Below are 15979 nucleotides of genomic sequence, written 5' to 3'. Positions count from 1 at the left end.
GGAGACATCATGAGCTACACCACGCCGCTGCGCGATATCCGCTTCGCCCTGAAAGAGCTGGCGGGTTTGGAGGAAATCCTTCAACTGCCGGGTTTCGAGGAGGTGGAGCCGGATCTGGTCGATGCCATCCTCACCGAGAATGCGCGTTTTGTGCAGGATGTGGTGGCACCGCTCAATGTGTCGGGGGACCGTCAGCCGCCTGTCTTGAAAGAGGGGGTGGTGACTACGACGCCGGGTTACGCCCGCGCCTTTGCGGAGTACTCGACTGGCGGCTGGCAGGGCTTGCAGCATCCGGTGCAATGGGGCGGTCAGGGCTTGCCGCAGTTGGTCGCCGCGCCGGCAAGCGAGAACTTCCAGGCAGCCAGCCTCGCTTTCTCGCTATGCCCCATGTTGACCGATGGCGTGATCGAAGCGCTGCTCATGGTGGGTTCGCCCGCGCAACAGAAAGCCTATGTGCCGCAGCTGATTGGCGGGCGCTGGACCGGGACCATGAATCTCACCGAGCCGCAGGCAGGCTCTGATCTGGCACTGTTGGCGACCCGCGCCGTGCCGCAGCCCGATGGCAGTTATCGCCTCACAGGGCAGAAAATCTTCATTACTTACGGCGAACATGATCTGGCCGAAAACATCATCCACCTGGTGCTGGCCCGCCTGCCGGATGCGCCGGCTGGCGTGAAGGGAATTTCCCTGTTCATCGTGCCCAAGGTGTTGGTCAACGAGGACGGCTCACTGGGCAGGCGCAACGATGTCTGGTGCGCGTCGCTGGAACACAAGCTGGGTATTCACGGCAGCCCGACAGCGGTGATGCTGTACGGCGCCGGCAAGGGTGAGGTGGGCGAGGGCGCGGTCGGCTATCTGATCGGCCAAGCCAATCGGGGCCTGGAATATATGTTCATCATGATGAACGCCGCGCGTTTCTCCGTGGGCCAGCAGGGCATCGCGCTGTCTGAGCGCGCCTATCAAAAGGCTCAGGCTTATGCACGTGAGCGCATACAGGGGCGTGCCATCGAAGGTTCGGCGGGTCCGGTATCGATTTCGCATCACCCGGACGTGCAGCGCATGTTGCTGACCATGCGCGCGCTGACCGAGGCGGCTCGGGCCGTTTCCTATGTGGCGGCGGCCGCGCACGACAAGGGCAAGCATCATCCAGACGCTGAGGTGCGGGCACGCAATCAAGCCTTCTATGAATACCTTGTGCCTATTGTCAAAGGCTTTTCGACCGAATCTGCCGTGGAGGTGGCGTCCTTAGGGGTGCAGGTTCACGGAGGCGTGGGTTTTATCGAGGAAACGGGGGCCGCGCAGCATTACCGCGATGCGCGCATTCTGCCTATTTATGAGGGCACCACCGCGATTCAGGCCAATGATTTCGTAGGCCGCAAGACTCTGCGCGATGGCGGCGCTGTGGCGCATGCCTGCATTGCGGCCATGCGCGATACGCTCAGGGCGCTGGAGGCTGAACAGGCCGACGAGGCCAGCGGCGAAGGGCTGCAACGGCTGCGTGAGCATTTTGCCGAGGCCATTGATGCCTACGAAGAGGCGGTGGTTTTCGTGCTGCAACACGCGGCTAGCGAGGTGCGCGCGGTGTTCTTTGGCAGCGTGCCCTATCTAATGCTGGCAGGCGTGACGCATGGCGGCTGGCAAATGGCGCGTGCCGCACTGGCGAGCTACCGCAGGATTGCCGAGGGCAGCAATGATGTGTTCTACCGCAATAAACTAGGCACGGCGCTGTTTTATGGCGCGCATATTTTGCCCCGCGCACGGGCCTTGGGTTCGGCGGTGCGCGCCGGGCGGGTCGCCGAGTTGAGCGCCGGACTGGCGGGCGTGGCATGACCCCAGTAATACAACATAAGGTTATATGGCTTGCTTATTTCCCCTGTCGCGGGTTTGATGCAAGAATCCGTTAACCGCCAACCTGAAGCAGGAGATACTCTATGGCTCACCTCCGTCTGGGCGATACCGCGCCCGACTTCGAACAGAAATCGTCCATCGGCACGCTGCGTTTCTATGACTATCTCGGCGACAAGTGGGGCGTGCTGTTCTCGCATCCGGCCGACTTCACCCCCGTGTGCACGACCGAACTGGGCTATACCGCCAAGCTGGCCGACGAATTCGCCAAGCGCGGCGTCAAGGTGCTGGCGCTCTCCGTGGATGGTGAAGATTCGCACAAGCAGTGGATCGATGACATTAACGATACGCAATCGACCCAGGTGAATTTCCCGATTCTGGCCGATGAAGACCGCAAGGTTTCCGAGCTCTATGACATGATTCACCCGAACGCCAACGCCACGCTTACCGTGCGTTCGGTGTTCATCATTGATCCCGCCAAGAAGGTGCGTCTGATCATCACCTACCCGGCCAGCACGGGGCGCAATTTCAATGAGATCCTGCGCGTGATCGACTCGCTGCAACTGACGGACAATTACAGCGTGGCCACGCCGGTCAACTGGGAAGATGGCGATGACGTCATCATCGTGCCTTCCTTGAAAGACGAGACCGTGATCAAAGAGAAGTTCCCCAAGGGTTACAAGGCGCTGCGCCCTTATCTGCGCATCACGCCGCAGCCCAACAAGTAAGCGCCAGCGCATCGAAAGCAGGGGGCTGTGGCCCCCTGTTTTTTTAAGGCAATGGGCCGGGTTTAGGCCCTCTCGAGTCCGTAAATCTGGACTGCCACCATCTCCCTGGCAGCGCAAGTCCGATGGCCCGAGATGCAAGATGGCAGCGGCGGCGCTCCTGTCTTGGCTGAGCGATGATCGGGAGGCGAAGCGCGCAGGGCATCGCCCTCACATCGCCCTCACATCGCCCTCACATCGCCCTCAATAAGGCGGACTCTGACTGCCATGCTCCCCGGGCAGGGTACCGTGCGTGGCAGACAGGCCTTGCCCGCGTGTTGATCCGTATTTGAGTTACCCAGGAAAAGCTGTTGTTTTTTGTCCAAATCTATATGGGCTGCGGCTTTCCAGGGAGATTCCTGGTCGTGAAAACAAATCTCAGCACCATGAGTCGGAGTTGCGGTACAGTCAGAACGACGTTCTCGCAGGACTGAGGGGCTTGTCAAAAGTACTGTGTTTTTGTACAGTACTTACATGATGAGAACCGAACATTCGCTTTCCGCCGGTTTTGGGTCCCCGGCTACCGCCCCCGCCGCTTCGCGCGGTCGGGGTGCGGTTACTAATGTTCGCCACCGCTTCGAGCAAACCGAGCGCGAAGTTTTCGACGACGGTTGGTTCGACGGCGAGGCTGTCGATGACGCTTCCCCTGACGATGTCTATATCGAGTCCGAGGAAGCGTACTCCGATGAGGCGGTGCCTGATGTCGCGATTTCTGATGAAGTCGGTCCCGATGAGGCGGGTTCCCCACGTTTTCCGCAGGACGGGGTTGCATCAGAGGAGTCTGGTCTTTGCCGCGTCGATCAAGGCCATGTCTGGGGGATTCACGGCGTTTCCGCTCGGAGTGCAGGCCGCAATATCGGCCTTAACACGGGCTTTAACACCGGCCTTAACACGGGCCGTCATACCGGCTGCGATGAGCCGAAGCCTGGCGTTTCGCGAGCGGCTGCTCAGGAGCTAGGCAGTCAGGCGGCTTCGGCGATCCGTGCTCAATCACCTGCGGTGCCTGCCTCTCTTTCGGTGGGGCTGTCGACGGCCGCGACCCAACGGCATATTCCCGTGCTGGCCGTGCCGCGAACCTCGGTCAAGGCTGAGCAGGCGCGCAAGATGCTTGCGCGCAACGATTCCCCCGACATCCCCTTTGATGTGGCCGTCAATCCTTATCGTGGCTGCGAGCATGGCTGCGTATATTGCTATGCCCGGCCCACCCATGCTTATCTTGGCTATTCGCCTGGGTTGGATTTCGAAACCCGTCTGGTGGCCAAGGCCAACGCCGTGCAGGCGCTGCGGGCCGAGCTGGCCCGCCCCGGCTATAAAGTTGCCCCAATCAATTTCGGGTCGGCGACCGACATTTATCAGCCTGTGGAGCGCACCTGGCGCCTCACGCGCGGCCTGCTCGAACTCATGGCAGAAACGCATCATCCCTTGACCCTGGTCACGAAAAGCGCCTTGATCGAGCGTGACCTGGATCTGTTGGCTGCGCTTGCGCGCGAGCAATTGCTGACGGTCCATATCAGTATTTCCACGCTTGATCCGGACATGGCGCGCACGCTAGAGCCCCGGGCCACGGCCCCTTCGCGCCGCCTCGAAACCCTGCGCAAATTGGCCCAGGCGGGGGTGCCTGTGGGGGTGCTGGTCGCACCCGTCATTCCCTTTATCAACGATGACTCGCTGGAGCAGATACTGGAGGCCGCCGCCGAGGCGGGCGCCACCTCAGCCGGCTACACGGTGGTGCGCTTGCCTTGGGAGGTCAAAGAGGTTTTCGAAACCTGGTTGCATACCCACTTCCCTGACAGGGCGCAGCGCGTGTTGCATCGCATCGAAGATATGCGTGAGGGCCGGCGCAACGACAGCAGTTTTGAGACCCGCATGCATGGTACTGACATCTGGGGGGACCTGCTGCGTCAACGCTTCCAATTGACCACCCGTCATCTTGGGTTGGCAGGCCGATCGGCCGAGTTGGCGCTGGATCGTTTTCAGCCGCCGGTGGTGGTGTCTGCTAGTCGGCGCAGACGTGGCGCAAAGGCCGCCCGCGAGGCCGGCCAAATGGCTTTGTTCCAAGACTGAAGCGATCTCGGGCTGCATGGTGGTGCCCAAGACGCTTGTTTCAGCCGTTCCAGTGCCTGGGCCGGCTCATTCCTGTCGTGCTGGCAGGTTAACCAAGGAGCGTCATCATGACGACGGTAGTAGCTGATGCATTACTCACCGAGCCGCGCCGGACTCGTGGCTGGCCTTTCCGCGCCAATCCGCCTGCCGTCCCGGCTGAACCTGAACCAGAGGCTCAGGCCGACATCGAGGCCGACATGGCGTTGCAGCGCAGCGAGCTGCGCCGCCGCATGATCTGGGATGTCGTCATGGTGTTAGCCTGGGGGGCGTTGATCCCTGGCCTGATGTGGTTGGGCGCGGCGGCAGGTTTCTGAGGGTGGGCTAGCTGGAGCCCAGCAAAATGACGCCCGCCAGAATCGCGCCGCAACCGGCCAGGCGTCCGGGCCCGACTTTTTCACGCAATAGAAACATGCCTGCCAGGGTGCCCAGCATCATCGACATCTCGCGTGCCGGGGCTACCAGGCTGAGTGGGGCGCCCATACGCAGGGCGTACAGCACCAGGATATAGCCCAAAGGCGAAAGCAGGCCTACGCCGATCGCCAGATGCCAATGCCCGCGCATGGCGGCGAAGTATTGTTTGCGCCGCTGCATGACATGCGGGGTCATCATGAGTGTGCGTGTGGCGCAGGTAAACCAGTCGAATACCACGGGCATGATCAGCAGCGTTTTTACGCCATAGGCGTCCACGACCGTGTAGGCGGCGATGAACAGCCCGATGACGCCCCCCCAACGCACTCCGATCCAGGCATGCGGTGAGCGGAACATAGCCAGTTTGCCCTGCGTGGCGATCAGCAATACGCCGCCAACCACGCAGAGCATGCCGGCCACTCCGCTTGTGGTGGCGGTCTCATTGAGCAGCATGAATGCGCCCATTGTCGATAGCAGGGGCCCCGTTCCCCGCGCGATCGGATATACCACCGACAGATCGGCCACCTGATAGCCGCGTTGCAGGCAGAGGCTATAGCCCAGGTGCAGCAAAGAAGAGGCCAGAATACAGAGCGCTACCGGCCAGCTCCAGGTCATGCCTTCGTCCAGCAGCACCCAGATCATCCAGGGGGCGTAAAGTAGGCTGGCCGCCAAGCCATAGGCAAATACGAACACCGGCCCTACCATTGCCGCCCGTTTGGCGAGCAGATTCCATGTCGCATGCGCAATGGCGGCGAGGACAACCAGCAGAAGGGACGTATGACTCATGGTGGTGGCGGGCGAGCAAAGGCGCAAGCGTACTCGAACCGGGACAATGAGATTGCAGGAGAAACTGGTCAAAAAAAGAGCACTGATGTAAAATCAACGATTTGCCAAATCTCATCCTCTGCTTGCGGCACACGAAAAATGAAGGAAGCAGCCGCTTTCTTCATGCAAACAACGGCAAAAACGCCTCGGGTCTCAGTGCCCTCGGGCAAAAATCCGCAAAGACCAAGATGATTCTGGAGTTCTCATGAACCTTATCGCTCTTCTCGAACAGGAAGAAATCAAGCGCCTGACCGGCGACAAGCCCGTGACCGAATTCGCCCCTGGCGACACCGTGATCGTGAGCGTGAACGTGGTTGAAGGTACCCGTAAGCGTGTCCAGGCCTTCGAAGGCGTGGTTATCGCCAAGCGCAACCGTGGCCTGAATTCCGCCTTCATCGTGCGCAAGATTTCGTCGGGTGAGGCCGTGGAACGTACGTTCCAGCTGTACTCGCCGCAAATCGCCAGCATCGAAGTCAAGCGTCGTGGCGACGTGCGACGTGCCAAGCTGTACTACCTGCGCAACCGCTCGGGCAAGTCGGCTCGCATCAAGGAAAAGCTGGTCAGCAAGCAAGCCAACCACCAGGCTCAAGGTTAATCTTCGGATTGACTTCAGGCTGTGGCTTGAATGCTATCTGCTCGCCGGTATCGTTCCGGAGTTTGTCGGGCGGAGACGAAAAGGCACCTGCAAGGGTGCCTTTTTTTGGCCTGGCGGCGGGTGTTGTCATACAAAGTGTTGGTATCACCAGGCAAACAGATCATGTCTGAACTTCCTCGAGGGCGCAGGCCCATCATCCAGCCCGATTTCGATCCTAAAGCACAGCCCTGGCGGCCTGCGGCAATGGGTTTGCAGCGCCTTAACCCTGAACGGCTGACGCCGGACTCGCTGCGTGGCTCGCTCAGGCCGCAACGCGAGTGGGCGCTGGACGAGCTTGGCTTGGAAAGCGAGCCTTATCCTGGCCGCGAGGGCGCGCCGGTGCTGGCAGCGGTGCTAATACCCATGGTGATGCGGCCGCAGGGCGTGAGCGTGATGTTGACGCAAAGAGCCGCGCATTTGCACGATCATGCCGGCCAGATCAGTTTTCCTGGCGGTCGCGTCGAAGCGGTGGATGGCTCGCCTGTCGTGACGGCCCTGCGTGAAGCGCAGGAAGAAATCGGACTGCCGCGAGACAGGGTGGAAGTGCTAAACAGCATGCCCGAGTATCGGACCTCGACCGGCTTTTCCATCACGCCTGTGGTGTCTCTGGTAGAACCCGATTTCGCTTTGGCGCCAGACGCTTTTGAAGTGGCGGAGATTTTTGAGGTGCCGCTCAGTTTTCTGATGGACCCGGCCAATCACCGGCTGTATCAAGCGCGGCTGGCGGACGGCCGGCTGCGTCGCTACTACGCGATGCCTTGGGGCGAGCGCTTTATCTGGGGCGCAACAGCCGGCATGTTGCGCAATTTGTATAAAAGCCTCGCGGCGCGCTAAGTACGCTCAGTTCGGGCGCCGGGCGGCTTCCAGCCATTGCAGGCCGCTTCGGGTGTCCGCAGCCGGACGGTACTCACAGCCCACCCAGCCGTCATAGCCGAGTTCGTCCAACAGCCGGAACAGATAGGGATAGTTGAGCTCCCCCTGATCCGGCTCCTGGCGCAAGGGCACGCCGGCGATTTGCACATGCCCCACCCGGCCCTGGGGAATGTAGTGGCGCAGGCGTGTGCTGACGTCGCCCTCCATGACTTGGCAATGATAAAGATCCATTTGCACCTTGACGTTGCCGGCACCCGTCGCCTGCGCGATGGCGTGGCCGTCGGCTTGGTGGTTGAGGTAATAGCCAGGCATGTCGCGGTTATTGATGGGCTCGATCAGGATGTCGATAGGGACGGCGGCGGCGAGCTGCGCGGCGTAGGTAAGGTTGTCGATATAGGTCCGACGCAGCTGCGCGGGATCGGCATCCGGTGCCGGACAGCCGGCCATGACATGCAGGCGCGGGCACTGCAGCGAAACGGCATAGTCCAAGGCCTGATCCAAGCTGGCGCGGAAATCGTGCTGGCGGCCGGGCAGGCAGGCCAGCCCCCGCTCACCGAGCTGGGCGTTTCCGGCGGGGGCATTGATGAGCACCAGTTCCAGGTCATGGGCTTGCAGGTGTTCACGCCATTGCGCAGGGCTGTGCGCATACGGAAACTGCATTTCCACGGCCCGGAAACCGTCGCGCGCGGCGCTGGCGCAGCGCGCCAGCATGTCGACGTCCGGATAGAGCGTGGAGAGATTGGCGGCAAAACGTGGCATGTCGGCGTACTGGGTGCGAGAGGAATCAATAGCGCTGGCGTTCGGTCTCGGCCAGTATGCGTTCGTAGAGTGCATAACGGCCAGGATCGATGGCCCTGTCTTTGAGCGCTTCGACCACCCCGCAACCCGGTTCATGCCGGTGAGTGCAGTTGTAGAAACGGCAGTGCTCGATATAGGCCTTGAACTCAGGAAAGCCGCGCAGGATGTCTTCGCCGCTCAGGTGTTGCAAGCCGAAGGCCTGGAATCCGGGTGAGTCGATCAAGTCGCCGCCCGGTGAGGGCAGGTGATAAAGGCGGGTGCTGGTGGTGGTGTGGCGCCCCATGTCCAGTGCTGTCGAGTGTTCACGCGTGGCAGCCTGGGCTTCAGGAATCAGGGTGTTGAGCAGGGTGGACTTGCCCATGCCGCTTTGACCCAGTAGCAGATTGACCTTGCCCGCCAGCCGCGGCGCCAGTTTCCGGCGCACGGCCTCGCTGTCCTGGGCGCTGAGCTCGATAATCGGCACGCCTAGCACCCGGAGGGGGGCCAGCCGTTCGCGGGCGGCTGCCACGCCGGCGGTAATGTCGATCTTGTTCAGGATGATGATGGGTTCGATGTCCGCGCTCCAGGCCCCGGTCAGGGCGCGGCCGAGCAGGTCTTCGGAGAAGGTGGGTTCTACCGCCACGACGATCAGTAACTGATCGACATTGGCGGCGAATTGCTTGGAGCGCATCTCGTCGGAGCGAAACAGCAGATTGCGGCGGGGCAGCACCGCGTCTATGGCGCCTTCATCGTTGCCCTGCGGCGTGATGCGCACCCAATCGCCCACGGCCGGGCCGGTTTTCTTGCCGCGCGGAAAACACTTGCGCACATGGCCGTCGGCCAGCTCCACGCTGTAATGCCGCCCATGCGCGGCGATGATGCGTCCCTGCGTATCGCCGCTCATATCTGCGCTCCTGCCTGCAGATGGCGGATGCGTACTGCCGCAGGCGGATGGCTGTCATAGAACGCCGAGTGCATCGGGTCGGGCGTCAAGGTGGCGGCATTGTCGTCGTACAGTTTGACCAGCGCGGCCGTCAGATAGCCGGGCGAGCTTTGCTCGGCCGCGTAGCGGTCGGCTTCGAACTCGTCCCGGCGCGAATACCAGCTGGCAAGCGGGGTGAACATGAAAGTGAACACGGGCACGACCAAAAAGAAAAGAATGAGCGCGAGCGCATCGTTGCGGCCGCCCAGTTGGGGCAAGACGCCCAGATCGACATAAAACCAGCTTTGTCGGGCCAACCAGCCCAGCGCGGCAAAGAAGCCCAGGGCCACCAGCAGGCTCAAGGCGATGCGTTTGATGATGTGCTTGTGTTTGAAATGCCCCAGCTCGTGGGCCAGCACGGCTTCGATTTCATCCGCATTGAGCCGGGACAGCAGCGTGTCGAAGAACACGATGCGTCGGCTTTTGCCAAAGCCCGTGAAATAGGCGTTGCCATGAGCCGAGCGCTTCGAGCCATCCATGACGAACAGGCCCTTGAGGGTGAAGCCGCAGCGCTCTGCCAGACCCTGGATACGTGCGCTGAGCTCGCCGTCCCGCAGCGGCGTGAATGTGTTGAATAGCGGCGCGATATAGGTCGGTGCGATAAAAATGAGCAGCAGATTGAAGGCTGTCCACAAGCCCCAGGCCCACAGCCACCAGAAGCTGCCGGCTTCGGCCATCAGCCATAGGATGGCGGCCGCCAGCGGCAGACCCAGGCAGCAGGTCACAAGCAGGCCCTTGAGCGTGTCGGAAACGAATAGTCTTGGCGTCATGCGGTTGAAGCCGAAGCGGCTTTCCAGCCCGAACTGGCGCCACAGGGTGAAGGGCAGGCCGGCCAGGCCCAGCAGCAGCGCGACGCTGACCAGCAGCAGCAACTGTCGCAGGAAATCGGATTGAGTCAGTTGGCCCAGCGTCAGATCTAGCCATTGCAAACCGCCAAACAAAGTCAGCCCCAGCAGGATAAGCGCATCATAGATTCGTTCAAGCATGCCCAGCCGCACACGCGCCACGGTATAGTCAGCGGCACGTTGATGGCTGCGCAGGCCGATTCGGGCGGAAAATTCGTCTGGCACGGCATGACGATGCTGGGCGACGTGCCGGATCTGGCGGCTGGCCAGCCAAAGGCGCACGCCGGTGTCGGCAATCAGCAGGGCAACGAACAGCAGGGTGAATAAGGGCAATCGGGCACCTTGTGCAGGGGTGTGCGAAAATCGCGTGTTTTAAAGGCAAATTATATGGCTGCCAACGAAAATCGCCTGGTCTGGCTCGACATGGAAATGACCGGGCTCGACCCCGAGAAAGAACGCATCATCGAAGTCGCCGTCGTGGTGACCGAACCCGATCTTACCGTGGTGGCCGAGGGCCCGGTTCTGGTGGTGCACCAGAGCGACAGCGTGCTCGAGGCGATGGACAACTGGAACAAATCCACCCATGGCAAGAGTGGTCTGATTGACAAGGTCAGGGCTTCCACCCTGACCGAGGCGCAGGCCGAACAGCAATTGATCGACTTTCTGTCGCAGTATGTGCCGGCCGGCAAGTCGCCCCTGTGCGGCAACACCATTAGCCAGGATCGTCGTTTCATGTTTGCCTACATGCCGAACCTGGAGCGTTTTTTCCACTACCGCAATCTGGATGTCAGCACACTCAAGGAGTTGGCGCGGCGCTGGGCCCCGGCCGTCTACAAGAGTTTCGAGAAGAAAAGCCGGCATGAGGCGCTGGCCGACATCTATGAATCCATCGACGAGCTGAAGCACTACCGCGAGCATTTCCTCAAACTCTGAGGCTTAGAAAAGCGCGGCGGGCAGTACGGAGTACGCGGGAATCCTGCGCTGGCTTCCTGCAAGCGTGCGCCCTCGACAGGTTCAGACATTCTGGCGGTTTTCTGAGCCTTGCCCATGATCTCGCCATCGCCTGGGCGCCGCTCCTGCCGCGCATGAGCTTGCGCTCTGACGAATAGCGTTGGCGCCCGCTCAGGGCTAGGGCCTGCCCCCGAAACGCTTGAGCGCATCGGGCGCGAGCGGGCGGTAGCGCTCGTTTTCGCGGCCTGCCACGGCATCCAGATGCTGTTCCGAGCCATCGAACAGACTCCAGTACAACTGGCCGCATAGCGCCCGCGCTGCTACGCCAGGCCAGTCGGCCGGCAACATGGGCATGGGCAGTTGCGGATCGTGCAAGACGATGCGCCGCCAGTGATGCAACAGCAGCACGCGCAGGGCGAAGGCCTGTTCCGGCGTGGGTGGGTTGTGTGCCAACAGGGGGTTGAGCGGTGCGAACATGCGCTCGAATAGGCGGTATTGCTCCGCCACCGCCTCCAGATTCCAGCACTGCGGCACCAGGCTGGCGATAGGGAGTCCCCCTGCGCCGGCCAGATCGCGGGCAGCCAGTACCAGCGCCTTGTCGGGGATGCCCAGTTGTTCCAGTATGTCATGCGCGGCGCCCACTTCGGTGGCCGGATGGGCGAACAGGCCTGGCGCCACCAGCGCGAACCCTTCCCATTCCAGCGCCCGCCGAAGTTCGGTGCGTTCAGCCAGGCCGTTGCCGCCCGTGCGCGGCAGCGCGACCAGCGTCCATTCTCCTTGCCATTCCTGGGGCGGGCCTTCGTAGATGCGCTGCGAGGCCAGCGCAGTAAGGCGCCGCCCGGTATCTGCCATCAGATAAAGACTGCGCCGCCCATGACGCTCGGATTGCAGCCAGTCCTGGGCCACGAGGCGGAAAACGCTGGTGCGCAGCAAACGCTCGTTGATGCCCACCGGGGTCAGCAACTCGATCAGATCTCCCAGCCAGATGGCGCCGCCGTGCGGCGCCAAAGCGTCGCCCAACAAGCTCACGCAAAGCGACTTGGCGCGGGGTGGGTCCTGCGCGAGCAGGCGGTTCAGGAACTGATCTGTTGTTGCGTCCATAAAAGCGGGGCGGCCTCTACCTGTGGTGGTGCTGCGCGACATGATACATAAATCCAATGTGATACAGATATAAGTTTGACAATGGATTTTTTGTATTAAATAATCGCTCCATCAAGAAAACCATTGACTGGCTACTGTGCCAGTCCAAGGAGACGACTATGTACGCGCAACTGGTGGAGACCGGTGTGAAGCAGTTGCGGAGCAAGGACGAACTGTCCGGCTCCGAGCGCGAGTTCCAGCGCCGCGTGGATGAAGGTATCCGCATCGAAGCCAAGGATTGGATGCCTGAAGCCTATCGCAAGACCTTGGTGCGGCAGATTTCTCAGCATGCGCATTCCGAGATCGTCGGTATGTTGCCCGAGGGCAATTGGATTACCCGCGCTCCATCGCTCAAGCGCAAGGCCATTTTGCTGGCCAAAGTGCAAGATGAGGCCGGCCACGGGCTCTATCTCTACAGCGCCGCCGAAACCCTGGGCGTGTCGCGCGATGATCTCATCAGCGATCTGCATTCCGGCAAGGCCAAGTACTCCAGCATTTTCAATTACCCCACCCTGAGCTGGGCCGATATCGGCATGATCGGCTGGCTGGTGGACGGCTCGGCCATCATCAACCAAATCCCGCTTTGCCGTTGCTCTTATGGTCCCTATGCCCGCGCGATGGTGCGAGTCTGTAAGGAGGAGTCCTTCCATCAGCGCCAAGGCTATGACCTGCTGATTCAGATGTGTCTGCATGGCACGCCCGAGCAAAAGGCCATGTGCCAGGACGCGCTCAACCGCTGGTGGTGGCCTGCCCTCATGATGTTCGGCCCTTCGGACGCCGACTCTCCCAATAGCGCGCAGTCCATGCAATGGAAGATCAAGCTCTTTTCTAACGATGAGCTGCGCCAGAAGATGGTGGATCAGACTGTGCCGCAGGCCGAGTACCTGGGGCTGACGGTGCCCGACCCAGACCTGAAGTGGAACGCGGAACGCGGTCACTACGACTTCGGCGAGATCGATTGGGCCGAGTTTTACGCCGTTATCAAAGGCAATGGTCCTTGCAACCGCGAGCGGCTGGCCGCACGCGTCAAGGCGCATGAAGACGGCGCCTGGGTGCGCGATGGTCTGGCGGCTTACGCCGATAAGCAGGCCCGCCGCAAGGCCGCCTGAAACGGCGCCCACCTGTTTCCTTCCGTAAGCAAAGGCGCGACGCGCCGGGAATACGCATCATGAGCAAAGAATGGCCCCTCTGGGAAGTTTTCATCCGCAGCCAGCACGGCCTCGCGCACAAGCATGTGGGCAGCCTGCATGCGCCGGATGCCGAAATGGCGATCAACAATGCACGCGATGTTTACACGCGTCGTAATGAAGGCCTGAGCATCTGGGTCGTGCGCGCCAGCGATATCACCGCCAGCAGCCCCGGCGACAAAGAACCGCTGTTCGAGCCGGCCAATAACAAGGTCTATCGTCATCCGACCTTCTTCCCGATGCCGGAAGAAATCAAACACATGTAAGGCGGCGGCATGGATAAACATCTGTTTGAATATCTTCTGCGCCTGGGTGACTCTACGCTTATTCTGTCGCAGCGGCTGGGCGAGTGGTGCGGGCATGGTCCCGTGCTCGAAGAGGATCTCGCGCTGACCAATACGGCGCTGGATTTGCTGGGGCAGGCTCGCATGTGGCTGACGCTGGCTGCTGAGGTCGAAGGCGCCGGGCGCGACGAAGATCAGTTGGCCTATTTGCGCGACGCGCATCAGTTCCGCAATTGTCTGCTAGTCGAGCGGGTCAACGGCCACTATGGCGACACGATGGCGCGCCAGTTTCTGTTCGATGTCTGGCACTACTTCCTGTTGCGCGGCCTGACCGCCTCCACGGATGAGCGCGTGGCCGCCATCGCCGCCAAGTCGCTCAAAGAGGTCACCTATCACGTGCGCCGCGCTTCGGACCTGGTGGTACGCCTGGGCGATGGCACCGAAGAAAGCCACCGCCGCATGCAGGCCGCCCTTGATGCGGCCTGGCCCTATGCGGGTGAGCTGTTTGTCGATGACGAGGTCGATCTCGATCTGGCTGGGCGGGGTATCTGCGTGGCGCGTGCAAGCCTGCGCGCGTCCTGGCTGGCTCATGTGCGTGAGGTACTCGAAGAGGCCACGCTTACCGTGCCCGATGAGCAGGAGGCTTTTCATCCTGCCCATCGCGGCGGCTGGCAGGGCCGTCATACCGAAGCGCTGGGCTATGTGCTGGCCGAGATGCAGCATTTGCAGCGCAGCTATCCAGGAGCCCGCTGGTGAGTGCCGTGGCGGACAGCAGCCAGGTCATGCGCTGGCTCGAGTCGGTGCCCGACCCCGAGATTCCGGTGTTGTCCGTGGTGGACCTGGGTATCGTGCGTGAAGTGGGTTGGGAAGAGGGCACCTGTGTGGTCACCATCACGCCCACCTACTCGGGCTGCCCCGCTATGCGTGAAATCACCGAGGATATTGTGCAGGTGCTGGCCGGCCACGGACTGGAGCAGGTGCGGGTGCAGACCCGTTTGTCACCGGCGTGGACGACTGACTGGATGACCGAGCGTGGCCGCGCCGCCCTGAAAGGCTATGGCATTGCCGCGCCCGCGGAGCGGGCGGTGGACATCTCCGGCATCAGCCGCAAGCAGGCCATGCCTGCGATCCCCTGTCCGCGTTGTGCTTCGTCCAACACGCGCCTGATCAGCAATTTCGGCTCGACATCCTGCAAGGCCCTTTACCGCTGCGCGGACTGCCGCGAGCCTTTCGACTACTTCAAGACGCATTGAGCGGTTTTCTCATGAGCCAGCCCCAATTTCATACGCTGAAAGTCGCTGACGTGGCGCGCAATACGCGCGACGCTGTCGTGGTCACTTTCGATCTGCCCGACACGCTGCGCGACACCTTCGCCTTCCGTCCCGGCCAGTACCTTACCCTGCGCACGCAGCTCAATGGCGAGGAGGTCCGCCGCTCTTACTCGATCTGTTCGGCCCCTCAGGATGGCATCCTGCGCGTGGCGATCAAGCAGGTCGATGAGGGTGTGTTTTCCAGTTGGGCCAACCAGCAGTTGCAGCCCGGCCAGGACCTTGAAGTAATGGCGCCGGCGGGGAATTTTACGGTGGACTTCTCGCCCGAGCATGCGCGGCATTACGTGGCCTTCGCGGTGGGCAGTGGCATTACACCGGTGCTGTCGCTGGTGAAAACTGCCCTGGGCAGCGAGCCGCGCAGTCGCTTCACGCTGTTTTTTGGCAACCGTGCGTCGTCCTCGGTGCTGTTTCGCGAAGAAATCGAAGACCTGAAGAACCGCTACATGGAGCGTTTTTCGTTGGTCTACATCATGAGCCGCGAGTCTCAGGATATCGAGTTGTTCAATGGCCGTCTGGATGGCGACAAAGTTGATCAGCTCATGACGAGCTGGATGAGCGCGGATGAGGTTGATTACGCCTTCGTCTGTGGTCCGCAAACCATGATCGAAAGTGTGGTGGAGCGTCTGGGCGCGCGTGGCCTGGATAAGTCGCGCATCAAGTTTGAACTGTTTGGTGCCCCCAAGGGGCCGCGCAGCCTGCGTTCCGGCCGCGATGCGCCTGTGGCGCCCGGCAAGGGGCAGTGCGAAGTGACCGTTATTCAGGATGGCCACAGCCGCAGCTTCTCCATCGCCAAGAACCAGCTCAATGTATTGGATGCGGCGCTGGCGCAAGGTGTTGAATTGCCCTATTCCTGCAAGGGGGGTGTCTGTTCGACATGCCGGTGCAAGGTCGTGGAGGGCGAAGTGGATATGGATGCCAACTTCGCGCTGGAAGATTATGAAGTGGCGCGCGGCTTTGTCCTGAGCTGCCAGAGCTATCCTGTCAGTGACCGGTTGGTGCTGGACTTCGACCAGGAAACCTGAGCGCGCCT

At 61.4% G+C, this 15979-nt stretch carries 17 protein-coding genes; 12 read left to right on the top strand and 5 right to left on the bottom strand.

The genetic code is table 11. From position 1 onward, the window contains the following. Positions 1-9: 9 nt before the first annotated feature. The 4 genes from U0029_RS10905 (at position 10) to U0029_RS10890 (ending at position 5026) form a co-directional block, all read left to right on the top strand. Complete coding sequence (locus tag U0029_RS10905; protein ID WP_114851889.1) at positions 10-1830, top strand: acyl-CoA dehydrogenase; 1821 nt, start codon at positions 10-12, stop codon at positions 1828-1830. Between the two features lie 101 nt (positions 1831-1931). Continuing rightward, entirely contained in the window at positions 1932-2573 is a 642-nt protein-coding gene (locus U0029_RS10900) for a peroxiredoxin (protein ID WP_012417049.1), read from the top strand. A gap of 1014 nt (positions 2574-3587) precedes the next feature. Beyond that, positions 3588-4673: a PA0069 family radical SAM protein gene (locus U0029_RS10895; protein ID WP_115600729.1), complete on the top strand. Its 1086-nt coding sequence runs from the start codon at positions 3588-3590 to the stop codon at positions 4671-4673. Between the two features lie 107 nt (positions 4674-4780). Beyond that, the gene (locus tag U0029_RS10890) at positions 4781-5026 is read left to right on the top strand and encodes a hypothetical protein (RefSeq protein ID WP_114851890.1); all 246 of its coding nucleotides are present in this window, start codon (positions 4781-4783) and stop codon (positions 5024-5026) included. A 7-nt stretch (positions 5027-5033) separates the two neighbouring features. Here U0029_RS10890 and U0029_RS10885 read toward each other — a convergent pair whose 3' ends face one another. Next, entirely contained in the window at positions 5034-5906 is an 873-nt protein-coding gene (locus U0029_RS10885) for a DMT family transporter (protein WP_114851891.1), read from the bottom strand. A gap of 244 nt (positions 5907-6150) precedes the next feature. Here U0029_RS10885 and rplS point away from each other — a divergent pair, with 244 nt between their 5' ends. Both rplS and U0029_RS10875 read left to right on the top strand, forming a co-directional pair. Continuing rightward, positions 6151-6540, top strand: a complete 390-nt coding sequence (gene rplS / locus U0029_RS10880; protein WP_012417054.1) for a 50S ribosomal protein L19 — start codon at positions 6151-6153, stop codon at positions 6538-6540. Positions 6541-6702: 162 nt separating this feature from the next. Then, entirely contained in the window at positions 6703-7413 is a 711-nt protein-coding gene (locus tag U0029_RS10875; protein WP_169507410.1) for a CoA pyrophosphatase, read from the top strand. Between the two features lie 6 nt (positions 7414-7419). Here the strand turns inward: U0029_RS10875 and otnI are convergent, their stop codons facing one another. Genes otnI through U0029_RS10860 form a run of 3 tightly spaced genes read right to left on the bottom strand, consistent with a single transcriptional unit; the run spans position 7420 to position 10389 of the window. Further along, the gene (gene otnI / locus U0029_RS10870) at positions 7420-8211 is read right to left on the bottom strand and encodes a 2-oxo-tetronate isomerase (RefSeq protein WP_114851892.1); all 792 of its coding nucleotides are present in this window, start codon (positions 8209-8211) and stop codon (positions 7420-7422) included. Positions 8212-8236: 25 nt separating this feature from the next. Then, positions 8237-9133 carry a ribosome small subunit-dependent GTPase A gene (rsgA, locus tag U0029_RS10865; RefSeq protein WP_114851893.1) on the bottom strand — a complete coding sequence of 299 codons (897 nt, stop codon included), beginning with the start codon at positions 9131-9133 and terminating at the stop codon, positions 8237-8239. Next, the gene (locus U0029_RS10860) at positions 9130-10389 is read right to left on the bottom strand and encodes a M48 family metallopeptidase (RefSeq protein ID WP_114851894.1); all 1260 of its coding nucleotides are present in this window, start codon (positions 10387-10389) and stop codon (positions 9130-9132) included. The genes rsgA and U0029_RS10860 overlap by 4 nt, the downstream gene beginning before the upstream one ends. 54 nt (positions 10390-10443) lie before the next feature. Between U0029_RS10860 and orn the strand changes: the two genes are divergently transcribed. After that, entirely contained in the window at positions 10444-10989 is a 546-nt protein-coding gene (gene orn, locus U0029_RS10855) for an oligoribonuclease (protein ID WP_012417059.1), read from the top strand. 195 nt (positions 10990-11184) lie between these two features. On the opposite strand, the gene paaX is transcribed toward orn, so the two are convergent. Beyond that, positions 11185-12108 carry a phenylacetic acid degradation operon negative regulatory protein PaaX gene (gene paaX, locus U0029_RS10850; protein WP_114851936.1) on the bottom strand — a complete coding sequence of 308 codons (924 nt, stop codon included), beginning with the start codon at positions 12106-12108 and terminating at the stop codon, positions 11185-11187. A 158-nt stretch (positions 12109-12266) separates the two neighbouring features. Here paaX and paaA point away from each other — a divergent pair, with 158 nt between their 5' ends. From paaA to paaE, 5 genes are read left to right on the top strand one after another with little or no spacing between them, the layout of a single operon-like run. After that, positions 12267-13256: a 1,2-phenylacetyl-CoA epoxidase subunit PaaA gene (gene paaA / locus U0029_RS10845; protein ID WP_012417061.1), complete on the top strand. Its 990-nt coding sequence runs from the start codon at positions 12267-12269 to the stop codon at positions 13254-13256. Between the two features lie 59 nt (positions 13257-13315). Then, positions 13316-13600: a 1,2-phenylacetyl-CoA epoxidase subunit PaaB gene (gene paaB / locus U0029_RS10840; protein ID WP_012417062.1), complete on the top strand. Its 285-nt coding sequence runs from the start codon at positions 13316-13318 to the stop codon at positions 13598-13600. 9 nt (positions 13601-13609) lie between these two features. Continuing rightward, on the top strand, positions 13610-14374 hold the full coding sequence (paaC, locus tag U0029_RS10835; RefSeq protein WP_114851895.1) for a 1,2-phenylacetyl-CoA epoxidase subunit PaaC: 765 nt from the start codon (positions 13610-13612) through the stop codon (positions 14372-14374). Positions 14375-14400: 26 nt separating this feature from the next. Beyond that, positions 14401-14871 (top strand): 1,2-phenylacetyl-CoA epoxidase subunit PaaD, encoded by a 471-nt coding sequence (gene paaD, locus U0029_RS10830; RefSeq protein WP_086935827.1) that lies wholly within the window; start codon positions 14401-14403, stop codon positions 14869-14871. Between the two features lie 11 nt (positions 14872-14882). Next, positions 14883-15971: a 1,2-phenylacetyl-CoA epoxidase subunit PaaE gene (gene paaE, locus U0029_RS10825; protein WP_114851896.1), complete on the top strand. Its 1089-nt coding sequence runs from the start codon at positions 14883-14885 to the stop codon at positions 15969-15971. Positions 15972-15979 lie beyond the last annotated feature (8 nt).

The organism is Bordetella avium, assembly GCF_034424645.1.
Taxonomy (GTDB): Bacteria; Pseudomonadota; Gammaproteobacteria; order Burkholderiales; family Burkholderiaceae_B; genus Bordetella; species Bordetella avium.
The sequence above is the reverse complement of the archived record's forward strand: the minus strand, read 5'-3'. Positions and strand labels throughout refer to the sequence as shown.

Coding starts and splice junctions, on each gene's coding strand:
- U0029_RS10890 (WP_114851890.1), top strand. CDS start 4,781: ATGACGACGGTAGTAGCTGATGCATTACTCACCGAGCCGCGCCGGACT.
- paaC (WP_114851895.1), top strand. CDS start 13,610: ATGGATAAACATCTGTTTGAATATCTTCTGCGCCTGGGTGACTCTACG.
- paaA (WP_012417061.1), top strand. CDS start 12,267: ATGTACGCGCAACTGGTGGAGACCGGTGTGAAGCAGTTGCGGAGCAAG.
- U0029_RS10905 (WP_114851889.1), top strand. CDS start 10: ATGAGCTACACCACGCCGCTGCGCGATATCCGCTTCGCCCTGAAAGAG.
- paaX (WP_114851936.1), bottom strand. CDS start 12,108: ATGGACGCAACAACAGATCAGTTCCTGAACCGCCTGCTCGCGCAGGAC.
- paaD (WP_086935827.1), top strand. CDS start 14,401: ATGCGCTGGCTCGAGTCGGTGCCCGACCCCGAGATTCCGGTGTTGTCC.
- rplS (WP_012417054.1), top strand. CDS start 6,151: ATGAACCTTATCGCTCTTCTCGAACAGGAAGAAATCAAGCGCCTGACC.
- U0029_RS10875 (WP_169507410.1), top strand. CDS start 6,703: ATGTCTGAACTTCCTCGAGGGCGCAGGCCCATCATCCAGCCCGATTTC.
- U0029_RS10885 (WP_114851891.1), bottom strand. CDS start 5,906: ATGAGTCATACGTCCCTTCTGCTGGTTGTCCTCGCCGCCATTGCGCAT.
- orn (WP_012417059.1), top strand. CDS start 10,444: ATGGCTGCCAACGAAAATCGCCTGGTCTGGCTCGACATGGAAATGACC.
- U0029_RS10900 (WP_012417049.1), top strand. CDS start 1,932: ATGGCTCACCTCCGTCTGGGCGATACCGCGCCCGACTTCGAACAGAAA.
- otnI (WP_114851892.1), bottom strand. CDS start 8,211: ATGCCACGTTTTGCCGCCAATCTCTCCACGCTCTATCCGGACGTCGAC.
- rsgA (WP_114851893.1), bottom strand. CDS start 9,133: ATGAGCGGCGATACGCAGGGACGCATCATCGCCGCGCATGGGCGGCAT.
- paaB (WP_012417062.1), top strand. CDS start 13,316: ATGAGCAAAGAATGGCCCCTCTGGGAAGTTTTCATCCGCAGCCAGCAC.
- paaE (WP_114851896.1), top strand. CDS start 14,883: ATGAGCCAGCCCCAATTTCATACGCTGAAAGTCGCTGACGTGGCGCGC.